Annotated in this window: 31 protein-coding genes; 11 read left to right on the plus strand and 20 right to left on the minus strand. The window is 63.3% G+C overall.

The window, feature by feature from the left end; all coding sequences use genetic code 11:
• Positions 1 to 922: 922 nt before the first annotated feature.
• The 20 genes from HS101_15945 to HS101_16040 form a co-directional block, all read right to left on the minus strand.
• Entirely contained in the window at positions 923 to 1,984 is a 1,062-nt protein-coding gene (locus HS101_15945) for a DNA adenine methylase (GenBank protein ID MBE7507758.1), read from the minus strand.
• A 127-nt stretch (positions 1,985 to 2,111) separates the two neighbouring features.
• The gene (locus HS101_15950) at positions 2,112 to 2,459 is read right to left on the minus strand and encodes a hypothetical protein (protein ID MBE7507759.1); all 348 of its coding nucleotides are present in this window, start codon (positions 2,457 to 2,459) and stop codon (positions 2,112 to 2,114) included.
• A gap of 17 nt (positions 2,460 to 2,476) precedes the next feature.
• Positions 2,477 to 3,079, minus strand: a complete 603-nt coding sequence (locus HS101_15955) for a hypothetical protein (GenBank protein ID MBE7507760.1) — start codon at positions 3,077 to 3,079, stop codon at positions 2,477 to 2,479.
• Between the two features lie 57 nt (positions 3,080 to 3,136).
• On the minus strand, positions 3,137 to 4,387 hold the full coding sequence (locus HS101_15960) for a hypothetical protein (protein ID MBE7507761.1): 1,251 nt from the start codon (positions 4,385 to 4,387) through the stop codon (positions 3,137 to 3,139).
• On the minus strand, positions 4,384 to 4,803 hold the full coding sequence (locus tag HS101_15965) for a hypothetical protein (GenBank protein MBE7507762.1): 420 nt from the start codon (positions 4,801 to 4,803) through the stop codon (positions 4,384 to 4,386). The genes HS101_15960 and HS101_15965 overlap by 4 nt, the downstream gene beginning before the upstream one ends.
• Positions 4,800 to 5,573: a hypothetical protein gene (locus HS101_15970; protein ID MBE7507763.1), complete on the minus strand. Its 774-nt coding sequence runs from the start codon at positions 5,571 to 5,573 to the stop codon at positions 4,800 to 4,802. The genes HS101_15965 and HS101_15970 overlap by 4 nt, the downstream gene beginning before the upstream one ends.
• Positions 5,570 to 6,169, minus strand: a complete 600-nt coding sequence (locus HS101_15975; protein MBE7507764.1) for a GIY-YIG nuclease family protein — start codon at positions 6,167 to 6,169, stop codon at positions 5,570 to 5,572. The genes HS101_15970 and HS101_15975 overlap by 4 nt, the downstream gene beginning before the upstream one ends.
• Positions 6,166 to 6,966 carry a hypothetical protein gene (locus HS101_15980; GenBank protein MBE7507765.1) on the minus strand — a complete coding sequence of 267 codons (801 nt, stop codon included), beginning with the start codon at positions 6,964 to 6,966 and terminating at the stop codon, positions 6,166 to 6,168. Before HS101_15980 ends, HS101_15975 begins: the two co-directional genes overlap by 4 nt.
• Positions 6,963 to 7,223: a hypothetical protein gene (locus HS101_15985; protein MBE7507766.1), complete on the minus strand. Its 261-nt coding sequence runs from the start codon at positions 7,221 to 7,223 to the stop codon at positions 6,963 to 6,965. The genes HS101_15980 and HS101_15985 overlap by 4 nt, the downstream gene beginning before the upstream one ends.
• Positions 7,220 to 7,645 (minus strand): ASCH domain-containing protein, encoded by a 426-nt coding sequence (locus tag HS101_15990; protein ID MBE7507767.1) that lies wholly within the window; start codon positions 7,643 to 7,645, stop codon positions 7,220 to 7,222. The genes HS101_15985 and HS101_15990 overlap by 4 nt, the downstream gene beginning before the upstream one ends.
• Positions 7,642 to 7,908, minus strand: coding sequence for a hypothetical protein (locus HS101_15995; GenBank protein ID MBE7507768.1), 267 nt, complete (start codon positions 7,906 to 7,908; stop codon positions 7,642 to 7,644). The genes HS101_15990 and HS101_15995 overlap by 4 nt, the downstream gene beginning before the upstream one ends.
• Complete coding sequence (locus HS101_16000; GenBank protein MBE7507769.1) at positions 7,905 to 8,138, minus strand: hypothetical protein; 234 nt, start codon at positions 8,136 to 8,138, stop codon at positions 7,905 to 7,907. The genes HS101_15995 and HS101_16000 overlap by 4 nt, the downstream gene beginning before the upstream one ends.
• A 36-nt stretch (positions 8,139 to 8,174) precedes the next feature.
• Entirely contained in the window at positions 8,175 to 8,516 is a 342-nt protein-coding gene (locus tag HS101_16005) for a hypothetical protein (GenBank protein ID MBE7507770.1), read from the minus strand.
• Between the two features lie 3 nt (positions 8,517 to 8,519).
• Positions 8,520 to 9,710, minus strand: coding sequence for an ATP-binding protein (locus HS101_16010; protein ID MBE7507771.1), 1,191 nt, complete (start codon positions 9,708 to 9,710; stop codon positions 8,520 to 8,522).
• Positions 9,707 to 11,806: a DDE-type integrase/transposase/recombinase gene (locus HS101_16015; protein ID MBE7507772.1), complete on the minus strand. Its 2,100-nt coding sequence runs from the start codon at positions 11,804 to 11,806 to the stop codon at positions 9,707 to 9,709. The genes HS101_16010 and HS101_16015 overlap by 4 nt, the downstream gene beginning before the upstream one ends.
• On the minus strand, positions 11,806 to 12,030 hold the full coding sequence (locus HS101_16020) for a hypothetical protein (GenBank protein ID MBE7507773.1): 225 nt from the start codon (positions 12,028 to 12,030) through the stop codon (positions 11,806 to 11,808). Before HS101_16020 ends, HS101_16015 begins: the two co-directional genes overlap by 1 nt.
• Entirely contained in the window at positions 12,027 to 12,287 is a 261-nt protein-coding gene (locus HS101_16025; GenBank protein MBE7507774.1) for a hypothetical protein, read from the minus strand. The genes HS101_16020 and HS101_16025 overlap by 4 nt, the downstream gene beginning before the upstream one ends.
• Before the next feature lie 14 nt (positions 12,288 to 12,301).
• Positions 12,302 to 12,736 (minus strand): hypothetical protein, encoded by a 435-nt coding sequence (locus tag HS101_16030; GenBank protein ID MBE7507775.1) that lies wholly within the window; start codon positions 12,734 to 12,736, stop codon positions 12,302 to 12,304.
• Entirely contained in the window at positions 12,733 to 13,260 is a 528-nt protein-coding gene (locus HS101_16035) for a helix-turn-helix domain-containing protein (protein MBE7507776.1), read from the minus strand. The genes HS101_16030 and HS101_16035 overlap by 4 nt, the downstream gene beginning before the upstream one ends.
• Before the next feature lie 254 nt (positions 13,261 to 13,514).
• Complete coding sequence (locus HS101_16040; GenBank protein ID MBE7507777.1) at positions 13,515 to 13,667, minus strand: hypothetical protein; 153 nt, start codon at positions 13,665 to 13,667, stop codon at positions 13,515 to 13,517.
• Positions 13,668 to 13,754: 87 nt separating this feature from the next.
• Here HS101_16040 and HS101_16045 point away from each other — a divergent pair, with 87 nt between their 5' ends.
• The 11 genes from HS101_16045 to HS101_16095 all read left to right on the plus strand — a co-directional run bounded on the left by HS101_16045 (position 13,755) and on the right by HS101_16095 (position 18,649).
• Entirely contained in the window at positions 13,755 to 14,588 is an 834-nt protein-coding gene (locus tag HS101_16045; GenBank protein MBE7507778.1) for a hypothetical protein, read from the plus strand.
• On the plus strand, positions 14,585 to 15,397 hold the full coding sequence (locus tag HS101_16050; GenBank protein ID MBE7507779.1) for a hypothetical protein: 813 nt from the start codon (positions 14,585 to 14,587) through the stop codon (positions 15,395 to 15,397). Before HS101_16045 ends, HS101_16050 begins: the two co-directional genes overlap by 4 nt.
• Positions 15,398 to 15,733: 336 nt before the next feature.
• Positions 15,734 to 16,555 carry a hypothetical protein gene (locus HS101_16055; protein ID MBE7507780.1) on the plus strand — a complete coding sequence of 274 codons (822 nt, stop codon included), beginning with the start codon at positions 15,734 to 15,736 and terminating at the stop codon, positions 16,553 to 16,555.
• A gap of 60 nt (positions 16,556 to 16,615) precedes the next feature.
• Complete coding sequence (locus tag HS101_16060) at positions 16,616 to 16,804, plus strand: hypothetical protein (GenBank protein ID MBE7507781.1); 189 nt, start codon at positions 16,616 to 16,618, stop codon at positions 16,802 to 16,804.
• Entirely contained in the window at positions 16,804 to 17,013 is a 210-nt protein-coding gene (locus tag HS101_16065) for a hypothetical protein (GenBank protein ID MBE7507782.1), read from the plus strand. The genes HS101_16060 and HS101_16065 overlap by 1 nt, the downstream gene beginning before the upstream one ends.
• On the plus strand, positions 16,994 to 17,185 hold the full coding sequence (locus HS101_16070) for a hypothetical protein (protein ID MBE7507783.1): 192 nt from the start codon (positions 16,994 to 16,996) through the stop codon (positions 17,183 to 17,185). Before HS101_16065 ends, HS101_16070 begins: the two co-directional genes overlap by 20 nt.
• Complete coding sequence (locus tag HS101_16075; protein ID MBE7507784.1) at positions 17,182 to 17,409, plus strand: hypothetical protein; 228 nt, start codon at positions 17,182 to 17,184, stop codon at positions 17,407 to 17,409. Before HS101_16070 ends, HS101_16075 begins: the two co-directional genes overlap by 4 nt.
• A 19-nt stretch (positions 17,410 to 17,428) precedes the next feature.
• Entirely contained in the window at positions 17,429 to 17,641 is a 213-nt protein-coding gene (locus HS101_16080) for a hypothetical protein (protein MBE7507785.1), read from the plus strand.
• 3 nt (positions 17,642 to 17,644) lie between these two features.
• Positions 17,645 to 18,007 carry a hypothetical protein gene (locus tag HS101_16085; protein MBE7507786.1) on the plus strand — a complete coding sequence of 121 codons (363 nt, stop codon included), beginning with the start codon at positions 17,645 to 17,647 and terminating at the stop codon, positions 18,005 to 18,007.
• Positions 18,004 to 18,336 (plus strand): hypothetical protein, encoded by a 333-nt coding sequence (locus tag HS101_16090; GenBank protein MBE7507787.1) that lies wholly within the window; start codon positions 18,004 to 18,006, stop codon positions 18,334 to 18,336. Before HS101_16085 ends, HS101_16090 begins: the two co-directional genes overlap by 4 nt.
• The gene (locus HS101_16095; protein MBE7507788.1) at positions 18,323 to 18,649 is read left to right on the plus strand and encodes a hypothetical protein; all 327 of its coding nucleotides are present in this window, start codon (positions 18,323 to 18,325) and stop codon (positions 18,647 to 18,649) included. Before HS101_16090 ends, HS101_16095 begins: the two co-directional genes overlap by 14 nt.
• The last annotated feature ends 4 nt before the right edge of the window (positions 18,650 to 18,653 follow it).

Below are 18,653 nucleotides of genomic sequence, written 5' to 3' on the forward strand. Positions count from 1 at the left end.
CGCGCGCACACGGAGCAAATATCTACTATGAGATGTCCACCATCAATCCCACTCCCGCGCCCGCCGCCCTCATACCCCAACCCGCAACCCCTCTGCCACTCTGTGTCACCTTCCCGACTCGTTTTTCAATGACTTACAAACGAACTTTCCCGAAACTTTCCGTGCTCATTCGCGCATACACCGGTCCTGTTTCACCTTGCCGTTTTTCACCAAAAACCACCAAAAACTCGAAGCGCCCCAACCCTCGCCCGCCACAAGTGTTGGCACAATTCCCAAAGCCCTTGTGTCACCTTATGTCACCTTCAAGTCGTCGCATCGCCGCGCCAAAAATCAGCCCAGGCAGGGCGCGTGCACATACCCTCGAATGCATCGCCCCCGCTCGAGCCCCGAATGGGGCGCCGGGTTGTAGCCACTGGTGGAGCAAGGCGCCGCGAAGCAAGCCGAGCGCAACCAGTGGTCAGCGTCATAGAAGGAATTCCACCCCGGCAGGGGTGGAGGAGTCATTCGAATGCGAGCAGATAAATCACCCAAAAAGCGAAACGCCCCAACTGATTCGCGCCTAGAAAAACTGGAAAATTTTCTAGGGGGCAAAACTGGCACAAGTGTTGCTATGGGCTAGGCTTAGGGGGAAAACGGGCATTTTCCGAAAACTGGAAAAAGGGGGCGATTTCGGACAATCCGCGCTGGGGTTCTGGACGGGCGTCCCATCGGGCGAGCGGATTGTAAGTCTAGATGCGTGCGTGAGTTAATGGCGATTTTGGGGGTCCGGCTGGAAGGGGGCGCTTCCGATGGCCTAGAAGGAAGCGCGGAAGCGCCGGCGGCGAACCTTCTAGGCCCCGACGCGCCGGCCTGGTGGTTCATCGGACGAGTGACAGCGGTGCGACACGTGGCAACGTGGCGCGAACCGTGGGCAACGGCTGGCCTATCGAGGGCGGCTCGACGATCGTTCGCGATGGCGTCGAACGGGCTTCGAGCCGGGCTTTGATCGCGGTCGCCAGCGGGCACCCTTGGTGTGGCGGTGCGGGGCGTCGGCGACGTCAACCGGCTGGCAATGCGGGCTGATCCAGAGTCGTTCGAGGTGGCGCTTGCCGCTCTTTTCGTCACGGCCAAAGCAGTGACTGGCCGACCAGGGGATGACGCGCCATCCGGGCAGGTCGTATTCACCGTCGAGGCCGGCCAGGACGATCCGCACGTTCTTCTTCTTCCCATGCCGGCGGCAGAACTCCGCGACACCATCGGTGCTTTCCATCTCGATGCGGTAGAGGGTCTTGTCTCGTCCCGTCGAGTGGGCGTAAGGCGGATCGAGGAAGATGCCGCAGCGATGCTTCTGCATGAGCGACGGGAAGAAGATACGCGACCAATCTCCGCATGTGATCGATAGGTGACGAAGTCGGTCTGACAGCGCGGTGATGATCTTCGTGACGGCCTGGCGTCGTGACCTGGCAAAGGTTCCATTGACATTGAGCTGGGGAATCTTGCCGGCGTTGATGCAGGTTCCGCGATTGCGAGCGTCGCCGGGGCCGAACCACTCCGCCTCGCAGATGCCGCCGCCGATCCATGCGCTCTTGCAGTAGAGCCAGTCTCCCGCCGCGACGGCGTCGAAGTACTCCGGCTCAAGGCCCATGCGTTCGACCAGGCGGCGCTTGCGCTTGTGGTCGCAAAGTCTGCGGTGCCGGGCCAGCATGTCGAGTTCGCTGAGGGGATGTTCGCATCTGCGGGCGACGGCGGCCGGGTTGTGTTTGATCGATCGCCAGAGGTTGGCGACGAAGGCGTCGGCGTCGTTGATGATCTCCAGCCGACTGCCGGGGAAACCCTCATCCAGCGGCCTGCCGAGCAGTGCGGCGGCGCTGCCGATGAAGGGTTCGATGTAAAGGGTGGGATCGCCCAGCGCCTTCCAGATGATGGGCGCGACGCGGCGCTTGCCGCCGTAATACGGGAATGGGGCTGATAGCTGCTCGGCGTCATGTTGCTTGGCGGATGGCACTCACATTTCACTTGCTCCGGGGCCGATTCATAAGCTGGTCGAACGTGGCCGGCGTGATAAATCCTCGTGCGACAACACGAGTGTCGGCACCCGGATTCCGGGGCCAACCGACGCGCCGGTCCTTCTCTCATATAACCCAGTTGTCGGCGGCGTCGGCCGGTTGGTTGGAGTCCGACTCGATCGCGTTGCACTGGGCCAGCATGTCGGTCGCCAGACGGCGGGCCTCCGCCAGGTTGAATCTCATCCCGATCGATGACCGGGTCTTGTCGCGCACAACCGCCGTGAGCAGGATGCAGGGCTTCAGCTGTCCGGATGGATCGGCGCGCTGCACCGCCGATGCATCGAGCGCGCTCATCTGCACGCTTTGAACCTTGTTCTTCGACGGCACGCAGTGGTAGGCGGGGCGCGGGGTATGAGATTCGGAGCGCAGTCGCTCCAGCGATTCGGCGAGAAGATTGAGACGTTTTCGCGGCATCGGTCATTGCACCATTCTCAAGTCGGGCCAACCTCTCTGCGCGTGGGCGGCCAGTCGCTGGCGTTGAGGCCGGCGGCGGCGAAGTAGGCCTCCTCGGTCGGACAATCGAGCCGCTCACCAAACTGCCCATCACCGAATGATTCGTTGAACCTGCCGGTGCAGTGGTCCAGGACCCTGTGGAGATACCCCTCGTGCTGACGATGACCGCGCCGGCGCAGGCGCGTCACGAGGCACCTGGCGAAGTCGCTGCTGCCGGTGCGGATGGCGAGGATCGGGCCCCAGTTCTCCGCGAAGCAATAGTAGAGCTCGTGCGGCACGCCCTCGAAGGTGACGCTGGTTCGGCGGTCGCCGGTGGAGCGAATGATGAGTATGCGGTCGCGCCAAAGCTCATGGGCGCGAATCGCCATCGCGGACTCCAACCGCATGGTGCCGAACAGATCGTTGGGAACCTCGATCCACTTGGAGATGACGACGTGGTCGATGTCGCCGACCTCGGGGCGGCGGCGGCGGATCGAGCCGGCGAACTCCCACCTTTCGTAGCAGCCGTCGAACAGGTCTCGAAGGCGCTTCGCGTGGGCCTCGGCATCGGCCAGCGGGATTTTTGTCTTCGTGGCGCTCACGTCTTCCTCAATGAGACACGGCACCGGCGGCCATCGCCGGTGCCGTGCGGGTTGCACTTATCCGCCGACCGGGCCTTCGACCGGGGTGCCCTCGACGGGCGGGGCCTCGACGGGGTGGATTTGCTCGGGCGGCATGGGGCCGGGCGGCGGCGGGCTCGCCTCGTCGCTGGTCTGGTCCGGAGGGCCATCGGGTGATTGCATGATTGCTCCTTGGCTATCAAGTATCCCTGGCGGCGAAGCGCCACACGGCGCTTCGCCTTGAATCATGAGGTCCAGCGGCATGTCGAACATGAGCCTCGCGTAAGTGATGTCGTCGTCGTCATAGCCGCCCGGGCTGTGGGTGCAGGGAAACTGCCGGAACCAGAAGAGCGAGTCCGGCCCGCCGTCGTCGATGGTCACGAACACGCTGCGCCGGCCGCCGCTGCAATCGGCGTTCGAAGCGACCGCGAAGCCCTCTAGATTCCAGTTCGAGGGGCTGCCCTCCGGGCGGCCGTAGGTGAACAACTCGTTGATGCGGCGCTCGCCGCCGTAGGGCGCTGAGCCCAGGGTCGCGACCTCGATGCGGTTCCAGTTTGCGCCGTGCAGGATGTAGAGCCGGCCATCGGAGCGGTCGAAGGCGAGCTCGCAGCTTTCGGGATAGTTGGTCTGGTAGGAGCCGACGAAAGCGAAGCTGCCATCGGAGCGATTGAGATCGAAGGCGTAGAGTCTGCCGCCGTTCTGGTGTGCGACCAGCATGACGCCGCCCATGCCGCCGCGGCTGGTGTAGGGATTGCCGCCGGCGTCCACAAAGCCCTGCGAGGCGAGGAAGCTGTCGGGCACAAAGCAAAGCCCCTCGGCCCCGGCGCTGCCGCTGGTCGGCAGGTGCGGTGCTGTGTTCCAGTCATTGACGAGCGGAGCGATGCCGTAGTCGGCGATCGAGTACTCCCTGATGCGCTCCTCGCCCTCGATGAGCAAATAGACGACGGCCTCGCCGTAGTCGGCCTGGGTGATGGCTTCGAGGTCGCCGAAGTTGGACCATTCGCCGCGCTGGCCATTCTGATCATCGACTTCAAAGCCGCCTGCGCCGTCTTCGCGCAGGGCCCAGAACTTCGAGCCGCCGGTGCCGCCGTTACGGCACACCCAGAGGCGGCGCGTCTGCGGATTCCAGAAGGCCGAGCTCAGGTTGACGTGGAAGTCGTTGACGCCGGGCCCCTCGACGTGGGTGAGGTTGGTCGCGGCGCTGAGCGATTCGGCCGGCCACGGGATCTCCGCAGCGGCGGTGTGGAGAGAGGCGAGCAGGAGACAGGCGACAGGTGAGATTCGGGTCATGGGTGCGGCTCCTCGCGATCGGGCGGGCTGTCTGATTTGGTGGTGAATTCCAGGTCGCAGTAGGCGCAGGTGACGTGGGTCGGCTGCATGACCCACTCACCCTCGTTGGCCTCGGCCTCTTCACGGCTGATGTCGTACCTCTCCATCAGCTTGACGATCGTCTCCTCGCGGTCGATCGACTCGGGGCGGATCATGCGCACGAAGTTCTCGCGGCCGCACTCGGGGCAGTCGTAGCCCGAGGCGGTGTGGAGCTCGACCTCGGTGCGCGCGGCCCTGCGTCTTTCCACGTCTGATGGGTCGCGTCGGAAAATGAAGACCAGCATCGGTAGCGGACAGATGTAGAGGGTGCGCTTGTCCGCATCCCAATACGCACCGATCCACATGTCACGGCGGTCTAATTTGATGGTCAGCGTCACGTGGTCTCCTTGTTGTCGCGGCTCGCCACGGCGCGGCGGGCGTCGAAGTCCATCAGTGACAGGATGATTGCACGGCAGAGGGTGCAGTCGTCTCCGCTCTCCATCGGGGAGCGGCCCTTGAGGGCGGTGAAGGCCGTGTCGGCCCGCGCCCGCAGCGCGTCGCGGTCGGTCTTGTCGAGGGCCTTGTAGCGCGCCGCCAGGGCGAGCAGCCGCAGGCAGGCGGCGCGGGTGGCCTTGTCGGCGGCGCGGGGATGGCGCATGCGGTCGATGCGGACCTTGATCCCGCGCAGGTATTCGGTGAGGGCCATCGACTCCTGATTGGCCTGCTGAGCGAAGCGGCCGACGCCGAGGTTTTCGACGACGCGGACGGCGGCGGCGTAGCGCCCGTTGGTCTTGCCGATCGGGCGGCCGATGCGGCGAAGCTGGTGGTCGATGTTTTCCTCGGCCTCACGCATCCAGTCGACGTAGCGCTTCCAGCTTGAGAGCTTCACATTGACCGGGCAGGTCGCGTAGGCGGTGATCGCGGCGCAGACATCGTCGTCGGTGAATCGCTCGGCGGCCGGGCGTGCGCAGTTGCGGCGGTGGAACTGGATGGCGACGAAGCGGTTGTGCCGCTTGTCATAGACGCTGTAGCCGCCGGCGAGCTGCTTGAAGACGTTGTTCCAGGTGGTCATCGTCAAGACGGCGAACTGATTCTCGTCAGCGCTCCAGCATGAGGCGGATTTTTTGCGCGGGGCGGTGTCGTTGAAGAGTGCGGGTTGAGCGCTCATGCGACGGCCTCCTGGATAATCCACTTGGGAATGTCGTCGCTGAAGTGCACGTTGATTACTTTGTGAAGGAGCCGAAAGAACACGCGTGACGATGGATCGCGACGGACTGTGTAGCGACACAGCAAACGCCTTGTGTCCTGATCTATGAAGGCCCACCGATACTGGAAGAAGCGAATCAGGTAGCACCAGTACCGCAAGAAATCATGCGGCAGGAACCACTCGCCGTTGATGCGAAGTCGAGCAAAGTGAGTGTGCAGCCAGCCTTCGATGTCCTCTCCGCCGGGCGTGATCGCCAGGATGCGAATTCCTCCTGGTACCACATTTGAAAAACTACGGAATCTACCTTCGAGACTGGAGGAGACGCCAATCTTGATGTGCCGGGATGCAACGGACTGAATGAAGTAAACGTATCGCTCGTTGGCCCATCGTGACCAGTTCAGGCTCTCGAAATACCCGCATTCTGGGGACTTGCGGACTCGTCGGCCGCCAAAGTACTTGTGAAAGTGACTATAGCCGTAACCAAAAACCGGCAGCGTTGGAGGAACCCGGAATCCACGGTCGGATCGGGATGGAGAACGCCAAATGGCTATCGTCATCGCGCCCCTCCGATCTTCGCAATGACGGCGGGCGGATCGTCGTCTGATTCGTCGGGCTCGTTGGCGGCGCTCAGGGTCGGGTCGGCGAAGAGCTCGGCCTCCATGCGTTCGATGAGCCGGGCCATTTCGGCGCAGGTGGTCGGGCAACTCGTGCGCCGGCCCGATGCCTGGGCCTCGGCGTCGGCCCACTTGGCCCAGTCAGATTCCGGGTTGGCTGTGCGCCAGCGGCCGCAGCGCTCGGTGAAGAGCTCTATCAGGGCGTCGTGCGGCGGCAGGACGCGCATCATCGCGGGCAACTCTTTGACGTTCGGCTCGTCGGCTTTCCGCATGCCCAGATTGACGCCGTGGAAGTGGAGCTTGCGCGTCGCGATCTTGCGCAGGTGCTCGATGACGGCGACGGCGTCGGGCGAGGACTGCATCACGCTCATCTTGCGCGACGGGTCGGACTTGTAATGCTTGGCGTCGAGGTGCTCGCCCATGTGGCGCTTGGTCCAGCCCATGCAGATGCGGAGCTTGTCGATGTAGGCGAGCTGGTCGGATGAGATCATGCGCGTCACGTCGCGCGCGCCGGACTTACGCCGCTTGGTTCGGCGGGATCGGTCGTCGTCGGTTTTACCGTTGAGGCGGTCCAGGACGCGCGAGGCCTCGAGACTCGACAGCATCGAGACGGAGCCTTTCGGGCATAGTGCGCGGACATCATCGGTGGACATGCCGCGCTGCCGTGCGGCGGCGAAGATGGCCTTGCGCTGCGGCTCGGTGATGGGCCGGGGTGAATAGGATCGCGCGGCGGCGGTCATGCGGGACCTCCAGGAGCGAGTGAGCCGGGGATGCCGCGAAGAGCGACGCCGCTTTCTCCGTCGATGATGACGTTAAAGGACTTGTCGGGGTGGCGGTCCTTATTCCAACGGGCGAAGGACACGGCGAAATCAATCAGTGCCATCGTGATGGCGTGGAGCATCTCCGGCCGCTCGCGCTTGAACGCAGCCAGCGCCGGGTCGGAAATCACCAGGAAGTTTTCGCCGTCGAATTCGAGCTTCAGTAGGTGCTTCTTCATGCGGTGGCCTCCTGCGGAAGCGCCGCGTTGATGCGAGAAATCCACGGCTCCTTGACGTTCCAAAGTTGCTGAGCGCCGGCCTTCGGGATCGGCTCAGCCAGTTGGCGCACGTTCGCCAGGATGAAACACCATGGGCCGTTGGTGTGCGGATGCTCGCGCGCCCAGTAGTACTCCTCGGGGATCGACAGGCGATCGATATCGTCGGTGTGCAGGCAGGCGACCAGGTCGGCGACGGCGAGGAATGCGCCGAAGTACTTCCCGCTGTCCGGCATCGGGTACTCGGTCGTGAGCCATTGGCGCGAAAGGCCTGCGTGAATCGCCAGCGGTCCGCGATAGCCGGTGTACCACGTCCGATTCTCGACGCGCTTCTTGCCCGTCGCGATCAGCCATGCATAGGGGTTGCAGATCGTGAGGGCTTTCACGGCGCGGCCCTCCTTTCGGCGCGGGCCTTGTCGAGCTCAGTGTTGACGGCGCGGAGGTCGGACTCGCAGCCGCACACCTGGCGGAGAAGACGGACGAGATCGGCCCGGGCGGCGACGTGACGGGTCCAGTGGATGTTGGCCTGGCTCTCCATGAAACGCTTGCGCGTGCGATCGACCCGGTCACGCGCCGCCGCGATATCATGATCGATCTGCTCGATCAAAGTCGCGTAAAGCACGTTGTCGGCGTCGTAGGGATTCTTCACGGCGCGGCCCTCCTTGCCCGGCGCGACTGGCCGTCGCCGGTCAGGCCGATCATGGCCATGCCGTCATTGAGTCGATCAGCGTAGGAGCGGCCGAACTGCCGGGCGTCGAAGTCGGCCTCGCGGTCTTCGTCGATCTCGTCGAGCACGCGCTGCGGGCACCGATGCTGGTTCTCTTCAGAACCGGCAATAGATGAGTGCCACTCAAACTCTCCGCAGATCGGACACCGCATAACTAAAACTGCCTCCGTGCAATGCGCCGCCCGAAATCAGGCGACGCGAAATATCAGCATGTCATCCTTCACGGTCGTCTCTCTGCGACCGGGCAATGGCCTCAAATCCATCAGCCTGAAAACCTTCGACAGGGCGAGCCGCTTACACAGCCGGCCCTTCGTCATGCAAAGCCGCATCGGACTCTCGCTGCGGCGGGGGGATCGAATCGCGATCTGCCGCGACTCCTTGTCAAAAAGGACCGTGGCCTCATTCTCGATGTGCAGGCGCATCAGGTCGGCGATCGGGAAGTTGCACCGCCCGCCTGCGCCGACGGTCATTTCACCGCTCGGAATCGGCTGCGAGCCCTTCGGCCTGGTGTCGAAGACTTCAAACGCCACGGATCAACCTGCCTTGGCGGCGGCACGCGGGCCTTCCGCCGAAATCTGTTCCCTGACCAGCTTGGCCTCGCTCGGGCCGATGAAGAGGACTAATGCCGCGCGGATGTCATCGGCGGTCACCTGCGGGCCGCGCTTGATGTCGATGGCGATCTCCATGACGCGACAGGCCAGGCGCAGGGCCCCGTGGCCGGGGAGATTGGCCAACTGGACGGCGAGGCCGATGGCATCGGGGCGGAAGATGCGCAGTCGCTGGCCCTTGACGATCTTGTCGATGTCCTCGCGCGTGTACTTGGTGCCGGCGATCCGCGTGCCGTCGGCGTCGTGATCGAGGCAGTCGCGGTCCAGCGAGATCACCGGGAAGAATCGCGAGGTGATTTGCGGGCTGATCGGCGTCCGATCGCCGCCGCGCGTGCGAACGATGACCTCGTAGAAGTGCTCATCGCCGAACAGGATGATGGGGACGTTTCGCACGTTCTCCGGGTCGCTCTTGTCGTGCAGGCCGCGCAGCATTTCCAGCGCGCCGTTGGTGAGCTTCTGGGCCTCGTCCACGAGGATGACCGTGTTGCGGTGCTTCTGGAGGTATTCGTCGAGCTCACGCTTCTTGCCGCGCGCGTGCGGGCTGTAGGTCTTGAAGCCGAAGGCCTTATGCAGTTCATCGATGACGAACTTGGCGTCGCAGTCGGCGTCGTCGCAGGTGATGAGAACCGCGCCGTCGTGCTGGTCGCGGAACCAGCGGGCATGGGCGCTCTTGCCGTCGCCGGGCTCGCCGGTGATGACGCCGATGGATCGTCGCGTCAATGCCTGATTGATGGCCCCGACGATGTGCTCGGTGATCTTGATCCGCTGGAAGCCGCGTATGTCGGGGCGCTTGCGCTGGGTGTCCTCGGACGCGAGGAACTGATCGATCATCCGCAGGATGCGGTCGGTGTCGCCCTTGTAGGTGCCGCTTGCAGTCTGAAGGACGACGGTCGATCCGACGCCGATGTTCTCGGCGATCTTGGCCCAGGGCATCGGCTTGCCGCCGACCTTGTGGCCTTCACGGTAGCTATTCAGGTCGCGGATAATCGCGTCGCGCTGCTGCTTGGTGATGGGTTGGTCTTGTATGAGCATCCTTGCCGTTACCCTCGCATCCTTGCTGAAGACGTCCATCGCCCGGCCTTCCTGGCCGGTGGGCTCGATATCTTCAGGATTCAAAATGGGGCCTCCTCACTGAAACACCTGAAATCGACGTGGCGCTCCGGCTCGCTGGCCGACTCGGCATCGCTGCCGGGCATGTTGCGCAGGTCGATCGACGGGAACTCGTTGAGCGCTTGTGCCGCCGCGTTGGCGTCGGAGAGCTTCTTGATCGCCTCGGCTCCGGCGGCGCGCTTGATCTTCTCCACGCCGGCGGCGAGCTCGCTGTCGCCGCCGACCAGGCGCAGGCCTTCGCGCTTCGCGGCCGGCACCTGGCTGTCGGGAATCTGATTGAGCTTGGCGGCGCGGCGGCGGAGCTTCGATATCAATTGCGGGTTTGAAGCGATGGCGTCATCGCGCACCTGGTGGAACTTCTTGATCTGCCGCTTGGCGCTCTTGCGCATGTTCTCGGCGGCGCGGAGTTCGCTCTGCGTCATGCCGAGATTGCGATCGGCGAAGGCCACGCAGATCGGAATGCCGTCTTCATCGCAGAGGGTGATTTGCTGGGCGTTGACCGGATCGGCGAGGTAGAAGACCTCCTTGCCCATGAGCCGCCAGACCTCTTTGTCGAGCTTGCCGTAGCGGATGTTCTTGTGGCGGATGCCGTCGCGCCCGACCTTGCGCGGGCCGAACATTCGCGAGCAGGCGAGCTCCAGCACGTCGGCGGGCAGCAGCCTCGGCGTCGCGGTGAAGTACCGGGCCATCGCCTGGCGTGGGCAGAGGCCGAACATGCCGTCGCCCTCGACCGTCTCCTCATCCATCGCGGCAATGAAGGCCTCGAACTGGTCGCGCACTTCCTCCACCGTGGGAAGCTGGTCGATGAATTCATTCGTCCATCGCTCGGCATCCCAGGGGCGCTCGCTGTGCGTGCCGCCCCAGAAGCCGGCGAAGAAGCGGTCGAAGCGATCCTTCACCGTGTTGAATCGGGACTCGATCGACTTTGACCACGGGTGCTTTTTCAGGGCAAAGTGCGTCTCGATCTTGAGGCGCTCGAAGGCCCCGAGAACGCGCTTCGAGTCGAACTCATCCCACTTTCGATCGCGGCGCATCTTGCCGGCGACGGCGCGGTAGTCGCGGCCGTTGTCGATGGTGACTTCGTTGGGCAGGGTTCCCATCGCCTCGCAGGCCATGCGGAATGATGAAAGAATGGTGTCGCTGTTGGCGTCTTCGGAAATGATCCATCCGGCGATCTTGCGGCTGCGGACGCACATCCACGCGGTGACCTTGACGCGGCACCGCTCCCATCCGCGCGCGCCGGCGACGCGGGCCATGAAGTCGAAGATGCGTTCGTCACCGCACAGGTGGGTGCCGGCGGCGATATGCTCGATCGAGCGGGCGATCTTCGGCAGGAATGATGCCTCGGTTCGGTATGGCCCCTGCGCCGTGATGGCCGCTTCGGCCGGGTGGACATTGGCCGCGTAGTACTTCAGGACCGTTCGATATTTCCCCCACGCCCAGGCGTCTTCGCCCTTGTGCTCGGTGCGGACGAGGGTGTCCACGAGTCGCCAGCAATCCTTCATCGACGGCGAGCCGGCTCCGTGATGGAGGCGAAGGAACATGCCCCAGGCCTCGGCTCCGATGGTCGGCGGTTTCTGGTCGCCGCCGTTGTATTCGGGAGCCAGCGCGGCCAGTCCGCCGTCCGGCGCTTCGTACTTCGCGGCCCAGACGTAGAAGGTGGAGGCCGAAAGTTTCTTGATGACTGATGCGCCGCCGACCATGCCGGTTGCGTAGCACTCGCCGACGTAGAGGCTCAGCACGTCATGGGCCGAGCGGCCGCGGTGCCTGAGTCGGAACGCGGCGAAGCCGACGATGATGTCGCGGCGGGCCTCGGCGATCTTGATGTGGCGGGGTGGGACCTTGGCGCGGCGCAGTTCACCGAGTTGATGCAGGTCGCGGTCGATGGTGTTGATGTCGGTTCGAAGGGCGGCAGCAGCGCCGACGTGGACCTGCCACTGGCCGGCGAATTTTCGGGCGAGGTTTTGGTTCTGCCATCCTTCGCATCGGTACAGGCAGGCGCGCACGGTGATGCCGAGCTTCTTCGCCGCTTCGGCGAGCGTGATCCAGTCGGCGTCGGCCGGCTGAGTCGAAAGCTGCAGGCGCTGTGCGGGAAGGGACACTAGTCGTCGTCCTCCATGTCATCGTCGATGTCGCTGAAGGACTGGCGGGAAACGATGTCGCTGGCGAGCTCGTCGAGCATCACGTGGAATTCTCGCTCGGGCAGTTCGGCCTCAGCCTTGTTGATCGCGTCGATGACGATCCTGGTGTGATTGACGCGGCGGAAGTGATCCGCCTCCACCTTCTTGCCGCCGACCTGCAATTCTCTGAATTCGCGGGCCTTCATGCCGGCACCTTCTCCAGTGTGCGCGTCGGGAGCTTGCGGGCGACGCGGTTGATTTCGTTGGGTGAGGCGTGGTGCGTGACGCGGCGGATGAACTGGCGGCCATCCTGCTCGGCGGTGAAGTAGCCGCAATGCTCGCAATGAATCGTGATCCTGCGGTAACATCCGGAAACGCGGCCGCGCGTGTCGAACTCGTCGGTCCACTCGCCAATGTGGAAGTGATCGGCGGCGACGGGTTGTTCGCATTGCGGGCAATTCATAGGGCACCTTCCAATCAGGCTCGCTCGTCGATGAGCCGTCCCTTCTGGACCAACGGCGCGTCGCTGATGCCGGCGAGGGTGATCATGCGCATCTCGTCGTTAATGCGCTCCAGCGTGGTCGCGGTCTCCGAAAGATTCAGGCCGTCTCTGTGTTCTTCGATCCACTGGCGGAGCGATCGCAGATTGCGGATGGCGAGGTCAGCCCATCGGTCGGCCCAGACCTGGGCGCTCACGACGTGCGGCGCATTGGGCGGGACGTTCCACTCCGCGCCGGGCGGCGGGGGTGATTGAGAAAAATCGCCACGGACGGTCGGTGCCGCGTCATGCGTGCGATCCATCGCATCTTCGCGCCGTCCGTGGCGGTGCGGCAAAGCGCCGGAGTTACCCGGCGCGCCTGACCTCGCGACCTCAGCCGTCGCGGGTGATGAGCTCGAAATATCGGCGATCATGCGACGCTCCTTTGTTGGTGAGCGGATACAGCCGCCGTGGTCAGGGCGATGAGGCGCTGGGCCTCGGCGGCGTGGCGGTTGAATGAGTCGATGGCCTTCCCGTCACTGGCGTCGATGCGGCCGTCGGCGACGATCTTGTGGATGTACTTGAGGCTGGCGGCCAACTGCTCGATCGCCGTCGATGCCTGGGGAAAGAGTTGATCGATCGGCGGGATTCGCTCCGGCTCCCTGGGCTGTTGATTCTGGGGGCCATTGGCCTGAGCCGGGTGGGTGTGACCGATGGTGTGCCAGCAAACTGGCACACTGCCGGATACCAGCGTCACCAGGCGAACGTCGCCGGTGAGTTCGAAGGCGGCGCGAAGGACGGTCGAGGGTGTTGTGCGCTCGCCGGATAGGTAGCGGTAAACCGACTTGTCGTCGTAGCCGGCACGTGCGGCCAAGGCTTGGACCGTGATACCTCGCTCTTCGATGACCTTCGCCAGGAGCGTTGCGTCGTAGGGCATTACGTCGAACTCGCTGGTCATAGTGCCCTCCGTGGCGAAAGAATCCGTCGCTATTCGCTCGACCGCTGCGTCGCGGTGAGGCAGACTTATCAAAAGGGCCGGCGGCGAGGGAGGCTCGATCGGGTTGGAGAGCGCCGCCGACCGTGTTTTCAAAAATCCCCGGCGGATGATGAGTCCGCCGGGGTTGGCAAAAAAGAGGGTTGAGCCGTCGCAGACTCACCCCGTTCGTGCGGCCCGCGAGAACATCTCGTCGGAGACACCGCCGGGCCGGCAAGTCAGCCGGCCTTACGCTTCATCTCGCGCTCGGTTCTGTTGACCCACTCGCGCAAAAGGCGGGAGGTGAGGCCGTTCAGCTTCAACCCAAGGGCCTTGCACGCCTTTTTCACGCGAGCGTGCAACTCGGAATCGACCGCGATCTGCTTGCTCATACCCTAAACGATACAGCGAAAAGATGAAAAGGCAACACGAAAAGATGAAAATAATCGACTTTTTGTGAAGCGGGCGATAATCGGGCTGTGAAATGGCATGACAAACTTGACCGGCTGCTGCGGGATCGCAACGTTTCGGCGATCTCACGGGCGGTCGGACTGCATCCAGGACGGCTGGGAACCCAGGTCGCCCTGCGGCAGATGCCGCGCGCGGATCGGGCGGTCAAGCTGGCTCGGCAATTGGGGGTAGATACTGACTGGCTCTTCGATGACACGAAGGACTGGCCGCCCCACCATGTCGAGGTAGGCCCCACACCTTTCGGCAGTGTTGAATCGGTCGGCAAGCGGCGAGCTCCCGCCCGCATGAAGGCTCGATCGAGCGTGATCTGTTATCGAATTCTTCCCGGGAAGTTTGACGGGGCCAGAAGCCTGCAACTATTGGGCGCTACGCAGCAAATTGAGCCGGAGGATTTTTGTGGGCAGAAAGGGCTGATCCCGGTGGTCGCGCCGATTGCCGCCGGCGAACCGAAGGAGGCTCACGACAATGGTTTTCCGGTCGGGGTGGCCGACGCCTATGTCGCCTTCGAGTGCGACGATCCCAATGCCTTTGGGCTGTCCGTCGACGGGGCCAGCATGGAACCGGACTTTCGGCATGGCGACATCATTATCGCCTCGCCTAAGTTTGGCCAGAGTAATGGCACTCTTCGGGACGGCATGGTCGCTGTGGTGATCTTCGGCCCGGAGCGGACGGCGACCTTCAAGCGGGTGCGATTGGGGACGATGGGCAAGCGCTTGGTGGAGCCGCTGGACTACGTTCTGGAGCCGCTCAATCCGCACTTTCCGCCGATGAGACTCAAGACGCGGGAAGTATCGGCGATTCATCCGGTGATCGGTCTGGTGAGAAGGGAGGTCGTGTCATGATTGCGGCATTACTCTGTGTCATGCTTGCGGCGGGTGCGCCGCCGGCCAGTGGCAAGGACCCCGTAAACAAAGGGGAAAAGGACAATGATCTAGTCCGACTGCGGGGACAGGTGGCTGATCTCGCAGAGCAGAACAGGGCCTTCGCGTCACAGGTCGTGGCGCTTGAAAAACGCCTGTCAAAGTGTCAAAAGGAATTCGATCGATTGAGCCGCTCGGATAAGGTGGAAGACGCCGAGGCGGTGCGCCGCGAGGATGGGCAGCTGCTGGCCCGCTACTTTCGGGCGATGGCCGCCGGGGCTGACAAGGTCGGCCTCAGCGCATCACAGAAGCGGTCGCTTCTGGGCGCGCATGAAGCGATGATGGAGGAGTGGGCCGAGGGCAAGGTGGAGCGGACTCTGCTTATCGCACCGAGTCAGAAGTGGCTGCGCGGCTATTGTCGAAAACTCGAGGAACGTATTCGTTGGGAGACGCGCGAACTGACCATCCAGGAGACGCCGGCCATCATCATCGGCGAGCTCTCCGGCATGGACCGGGCCGAAAAGGCGCGGCGTATTGCCGGCTATGTCGGGCTGGAGGTTTACTGGCGAGGGAAGGTTGTCGAGATTCGAGATAATCCAATCGGTCACCAGGTCGAGGCGTACTGCGATGGTGCGCTGGTGAGAATCAAACTGCAGGTGCCGTATCCCGGCGAGTTGCCGCGGCTAAGAATCAACTCGGAATTCAGCTTTCAAGGTGAAATCTCGGCAGTCGAAGGCGACGCCTACAACGACTTTGTCATCACGATCCGCGACGGCGTGATTCGTGAATAACATCCGGCCCTAAAAAAAAGTTCTTGACAGGCGACGACCGCTTGTTTTAGCATCCCCGCCGCAAGTCAGCCGGCCATTCGGAGAAATCCGCAATGGCCAACGCAGGTGCCAGGGACGGCGCACGGGCGACACAGACGGATCGACACGCCCGATCACTCCGCGCGAAGACATCTCCGACTTTTCACCGAACTGATTCCGCCTTCGACCGGGCGCATGGTCGCCCCGGCTCAAAACTTTTCTTTCATGTGCCGGCGCGCGCCGTGACTATCGGCGTGCGTCCGGTCGAGGGCGGCACGTCTTTTCGCAGAATCCCCTTTTTTCAAACAGGAGAAAATCATGCACGATGAAGACCTGATGCCCGAACTCTGTGCCGCACGGCTGGCACGCTTCCACAACCGAACAACGTGGCCGGAAAAGATTCTCGGTGGACTCGCGGGGGCCGGGCTGATCATCATGCTGCTTGTAGCGCTCGGCGGTTGTGGGCAGCAAACCTCCACGCCGGTTGCTCAGCAGACCGACCAGATGGCGGCGACGCCGGTGGCCACCGATCAGAACGCGGCCAGCCAGGGATCGCAGGTCAACGTCTGGCTGCTCAATACCACCGCCGACGGCGGGCTGCCCAATCCCGATGCGATCAAGATCGAAGCCGCCGACTATGCCAGCGTAGCCAGTGAGGGCCAAAGCACTGGCACCGGCAACGCCAGCAAGGACGCCAAGGGCGGGTACGTTATCAGCGGCGTGACCATCAACGTCACCACCGGCGACACCACGCCGAGCCTGACCGGCACGGCGACCGGCACCGGGAGTGCTTCGCAATCTCCGGCGCAGACGGTGAGCGCCTATCCGACGCAGGACATCCGGCCGGAACTTACCGCGTCGATGCCTATTGCCGTCCCGATCAACGGCAGCATCGCTAATCCGCAGGCAGTCACCACCGGTCGGGGTCAGACCTCCGACACTGGGATGACGAGCGAGAGCCAGGCGATCTACACGCAGGTCAAGGCGATGCAGGATCAGCTTGGAAAAATCCTTGAACAGTTGAAAACGTCGGCGACCCCTCCCGCGCCTGGACCGGGGGGTGAGACGCCGCCGCCGATCCCGCCGACTGATCCGGCGAGCACGGAACCGACGGAGCCAAATCCCGCCAACGGCGGGTGAACGCGGATGGGGCGGGAAGGGATTCCCGCCCCCCTATTTTTTTTTTTGCAGGAGTGACGAATGGCCGCGGTGGTGATCGACATGAAACGGTGCCTGTTTATTGGCACTCGCGAGCAGATCGATCGGCAGATCGCGGTCATGACCCGGAAGGCCAAGGCGGGCGTGATTGACATGAAGGGATCGAAGTTCCTGATCCTCGATAAGCCCGCCGACGCGGCCGCGATTGTCGCGGCTTTGGAAGGGAAGTGATGAACCGCTTTGAACGTGCCATCCGCAACTGTGTCGTCGCGATGTTGATCGCGGGGCTGGCCGCAATGATCGGCATGTGCCTGGCCGGTTGCACGATCACCCACGTTCACCGATTTGAGTTTGAACCGGCGCGGCCGACGACGACGCAGGCCGCGACACCTTTCCAGGGATTCGTGGAGCAATTGAGCGATGAACGCACTGAAGAATGAGGCGACCTGGGCGATGGGCGGCGCGATGCTGGGCGCGGTGGCTCTGGCGCTTTTGAGCGATCAGAACGTCGTGAAGGTGGACAGCTACGCGACCACCATCGGCATCATCGCCGGCGGCATTGCCACGGCGATGGTCGCTTTCAAGGCGGCGATCAAGAAGAAGCAGGGATGACGCAGCCGCTGGGCAAGAAACTGGAGGATCACGTTGCGGCGGTGCTGCAACTGGAGCAAGGCGCGATCGTGAACAAGAACGACGAATTCTACGGCGGACTCCTGGCGGACCTGCCCGATCGCGGGTGGTCGGCGGTCGCCGAGTACTGCAAGGAGCGCGGCGTGTTTGCCGACCTGGCGAAGAATCAGTTCGGCTGGCATCTGCGGCTGACGAGGATGCGATGAGGGCGAGAGATTGGATGCGATGGCTGCCGCGTATTTACTCGCGGCCTACAAAGGTGTTGATCTGGCCGCGAACCGGGAGAACGTCTCGGTCATCGCACTTGTGGCGGCCGGGTACCTGACGGCGGACTTGACGCTGACAGCGATTGGAGAAGTCTCCGCCCGGCGAGCAGAGAACGACTTTAAGGACTGGCACCGATCACTGGTGCTGGCCGGCGCAGTCGAGGGACCGTAGGGCATGGATGCCCAGGAATCCATTGAGGACCGAGTGATGCGAGCCTTGCGGAACATGAGAGCCATCGGCGCGGCGCGAGCCGTGACCCAGGCGGCGCTCGCCAGTGCCTGCGGCACCAACACCCGGCACCTGCAGGAGGCGACACTGGAACTCAATCGGCGCGGCGTAGCGGTGCTGTCGTCGTGCGTCGAACCGTTTGGCGTGTTTATCGCCGAGACGGACGCCGAGATTGCCGCCTACGACCGCCAGCTTCGAGCGCGCCTCATCGGTAACGCCATGCGGCGCGGGTATGTGCGGCGGATCCTACGAGACCGCATCGCGACGCGGAGCGTCGAGCCAGACGGCCAAGGGAGATTGTTTGCATGATGGACCTGCAGACGGGTGTGGCGCTTGCCAACTGCGTGATCGTTCCCGTGGCCGGGTGGCTGCTCAAGAACGCGATGGGGCGATTCACGGATCGCCTGGAGCGGGCCGAGGCCCGCATCGAAAAGACCGAGCAGGCGATAGAAACCAAGGTCAGCGACGAGGAATGGCTGCGCGAGGTTATGCGACTGCGGAATCAGGTCGAGAAGATGAGCGACAGGCTGGCGACACTCGACGGGAAACTGGATTCGACCTTGCAGGTGGCGATGGCCGTCAACCGGCTCGCCGACTCGGTCGACCGACAGACGCGAGGCGACGATGGCGAAGGATGAGAGAGCATTGGGAATCACCGAGGACATCAAGCATGTTCTCGGAATTCTGAATCTGCGTTACCCGAACTGGGTTCCAGGGGAGACGGTCTATCGCACAGTGATCGGCGTGTCGTCGGAGTACACCAAGCGGCGGGCGCACCGCGACCTGACGTACCTCAATGACAAGGGAATCATCAAGTTCAAGGGCATGAACGGTATCGAAGCAATGTCGATCACCGTCAACGACTGCGCGTTTGCATTGACGGCAAAGGGCTTCGAACTGGCCAACCGGCTGGCCGACGACCCGACGCTGGACTTGTGGCCGGAGATGTAGAGCG

Source organism: Planctomycetia bacterium, assembly GCA_015075745.1.
GTDB lineage: Bacteria > Planctomycetota > Phycisphaerae > UBA1845 > UTPLA1 > UTPLA1.

What these genes read in the sequence shown, in the direction of transcription:
- HS101_15950 (MBE7507759.1), bottom strand. Translation starts at nt 2,459, where the DNA reads ATGCCGCGAAAACGTCTCAATCTTCTCGCCGAATCGCTGGAGCGACTG.
- HS101_15960 (MBE7507761.1), bottom strand. Translation starts at nt 4,387, where the DNA reads ATGACCCGAATCTCACCTGTCGCCTGTCTCCTGCTCGCCTCTCTCCAC.
- HS101_15970 (MBE7507763.1), bottom strand. Translation starts at nt 5,573, where the DNA reads ATGAGCGCTCAACCCGCACTCTTCAACGACACCGCCCCGCGCAAAAAA.
- HS101_15975 (MBE7507764.1), bottom strand. Translation starts at nt 6,169, where the DNA reads ATGACGATAGCCATTTGGCGTTCTCCATCCCGATCCGACCGTGGATTC.
- HS101_15980 (MBE7507765.1), bottom strand. Translation starts at nt 6,966, where the DNA reads ATGACCGCCGCCGCGCGATCCTATTCACCCCGGCCCATCACCGAGCCG.
- HS101_15985 (MBE7507766.1), bottom strand. Translation starts at nt 7,223, where the DNA reads ATGAAGAAGCACCTACTGAAGCTCGAATTCGACGGCGAAAACTTCCTG.
- HS101_16000 (MBE7507769.1), bottom strand. Translation starts at nt 8,138, where the DNA reads ATGCGGTGTCCGATCTGCGGAGAGTTTGAGTGGCACTCATCTATTGCC.
- HS101_16020 (MBE7507773.1), bottom strand. Translation starts at nt 12,030, where the DNA reads ATGAAGGCCCGCGAATTCAGAGAATTGCAGGTCGGCGGCAAGAAGGTG.
- HS101_16025 (MBE7507774.1), bottom strand. Translation starts at nt 12,287, where the DNA reads ATGAATTGCCCGCAATGCGAACAACCCGTCGCCGCCGATCACTTCCAC.
- HS101_16030 (MBE7507775.1), bottom strand. Translation starts at nt 12,736, where the DNA reads ATGATCGCCGATATTTCGAGCTCATCACCCGCGACGGCTGAGGTCGCG.
- HS101_16035 (MBE7507776.1), bottom strand. Translation starts at nt 13,260, where the DNA reads ATGACCAGCGAGTTCGACGTAATGCCCTACGACGCAACGCTCCTGGCG.
- HS101_16040 (MBE7507777.1), bottom strand. Translation starts at nt 13,667, where the DNA reads ATGAGCAAGCAGATCGCGGTCGATTCCGAGTTGCACGCTCGCGTGAAA.
- HS101_16050 (MBE7507779.1), top strand. Translation starts at nt 14,585, where the DNA reads ATGATTGCGGCATTACTCTGTGTCATGCTTGCGGCGGGTGCGCCGCCG.
- HS101_16055 (MBE7507780.1), top strand. Translation starts at nt 15,734, where the DNA reads ATGCACGATGAAGACCTGATGCCCGAACTCTGTGCCGCACGGCTGGCA.
- HS101_16060 (MBE7507781.1), top strand. Translation starts at nt 16,616, where the DNA reads ATGGCCGCGGTGGTGATCGACATGAAACGGTGCCTGTTTATTGGCACT.
- HS101_16065 (MBE7507782.1), top strand. Translation starts at nt 16,804, where the DNA reads ATGAACCGCTTTGAACGTGCCATCCGCAACTGTGTCGTCGCGATGTTG.
- HS101_16070 (MBE7507783.1), top strand. Translation starts at nt 16,994, where the DNA reads ATGAACGCACTGAAGAATGAGGCGACCTGGGCGATGGGCGGCGCGATG.
- HS101_16075 (MBE7507784.1), top strand. Translation starts at nt 17,182, where the DNA reads ATGACGCAGCCGCTGGGCAAGAAACTGGAGGATCACGTTGCGGCGGTG.
- HS101_16080 (MBE7507785.1), top strand. Translation starts at nt 17,429, where the DNA reads ATGGCTGCCGCGTATTTACTCGCGGCCTACAAAGGTGTTGATCTGGCC.
- HS101_16085 (MBE7507786.1), top strand. Translation starts at nt 17,645, where the DNA reads ATGGATGCCCAGGAATCCATTGAGGACCGAGTGATGCGAGCCTTGCGG.
- HS101_16090 (MBE7507787.1), top strand. Translation starts at nt 18,004, where the DNA reads ATGATGGACCTGCAGACGGGTGTGGCGCTTGCCAACTGCGTGATCGTT.
- HS101_16095 (MBE7507788.1), top strand. Translation starts at nt 18,323, where the DNA reads ATGGCGAAGGATGAGAGAGCATTGGGAATCACCGAGGACATCAAGCAT.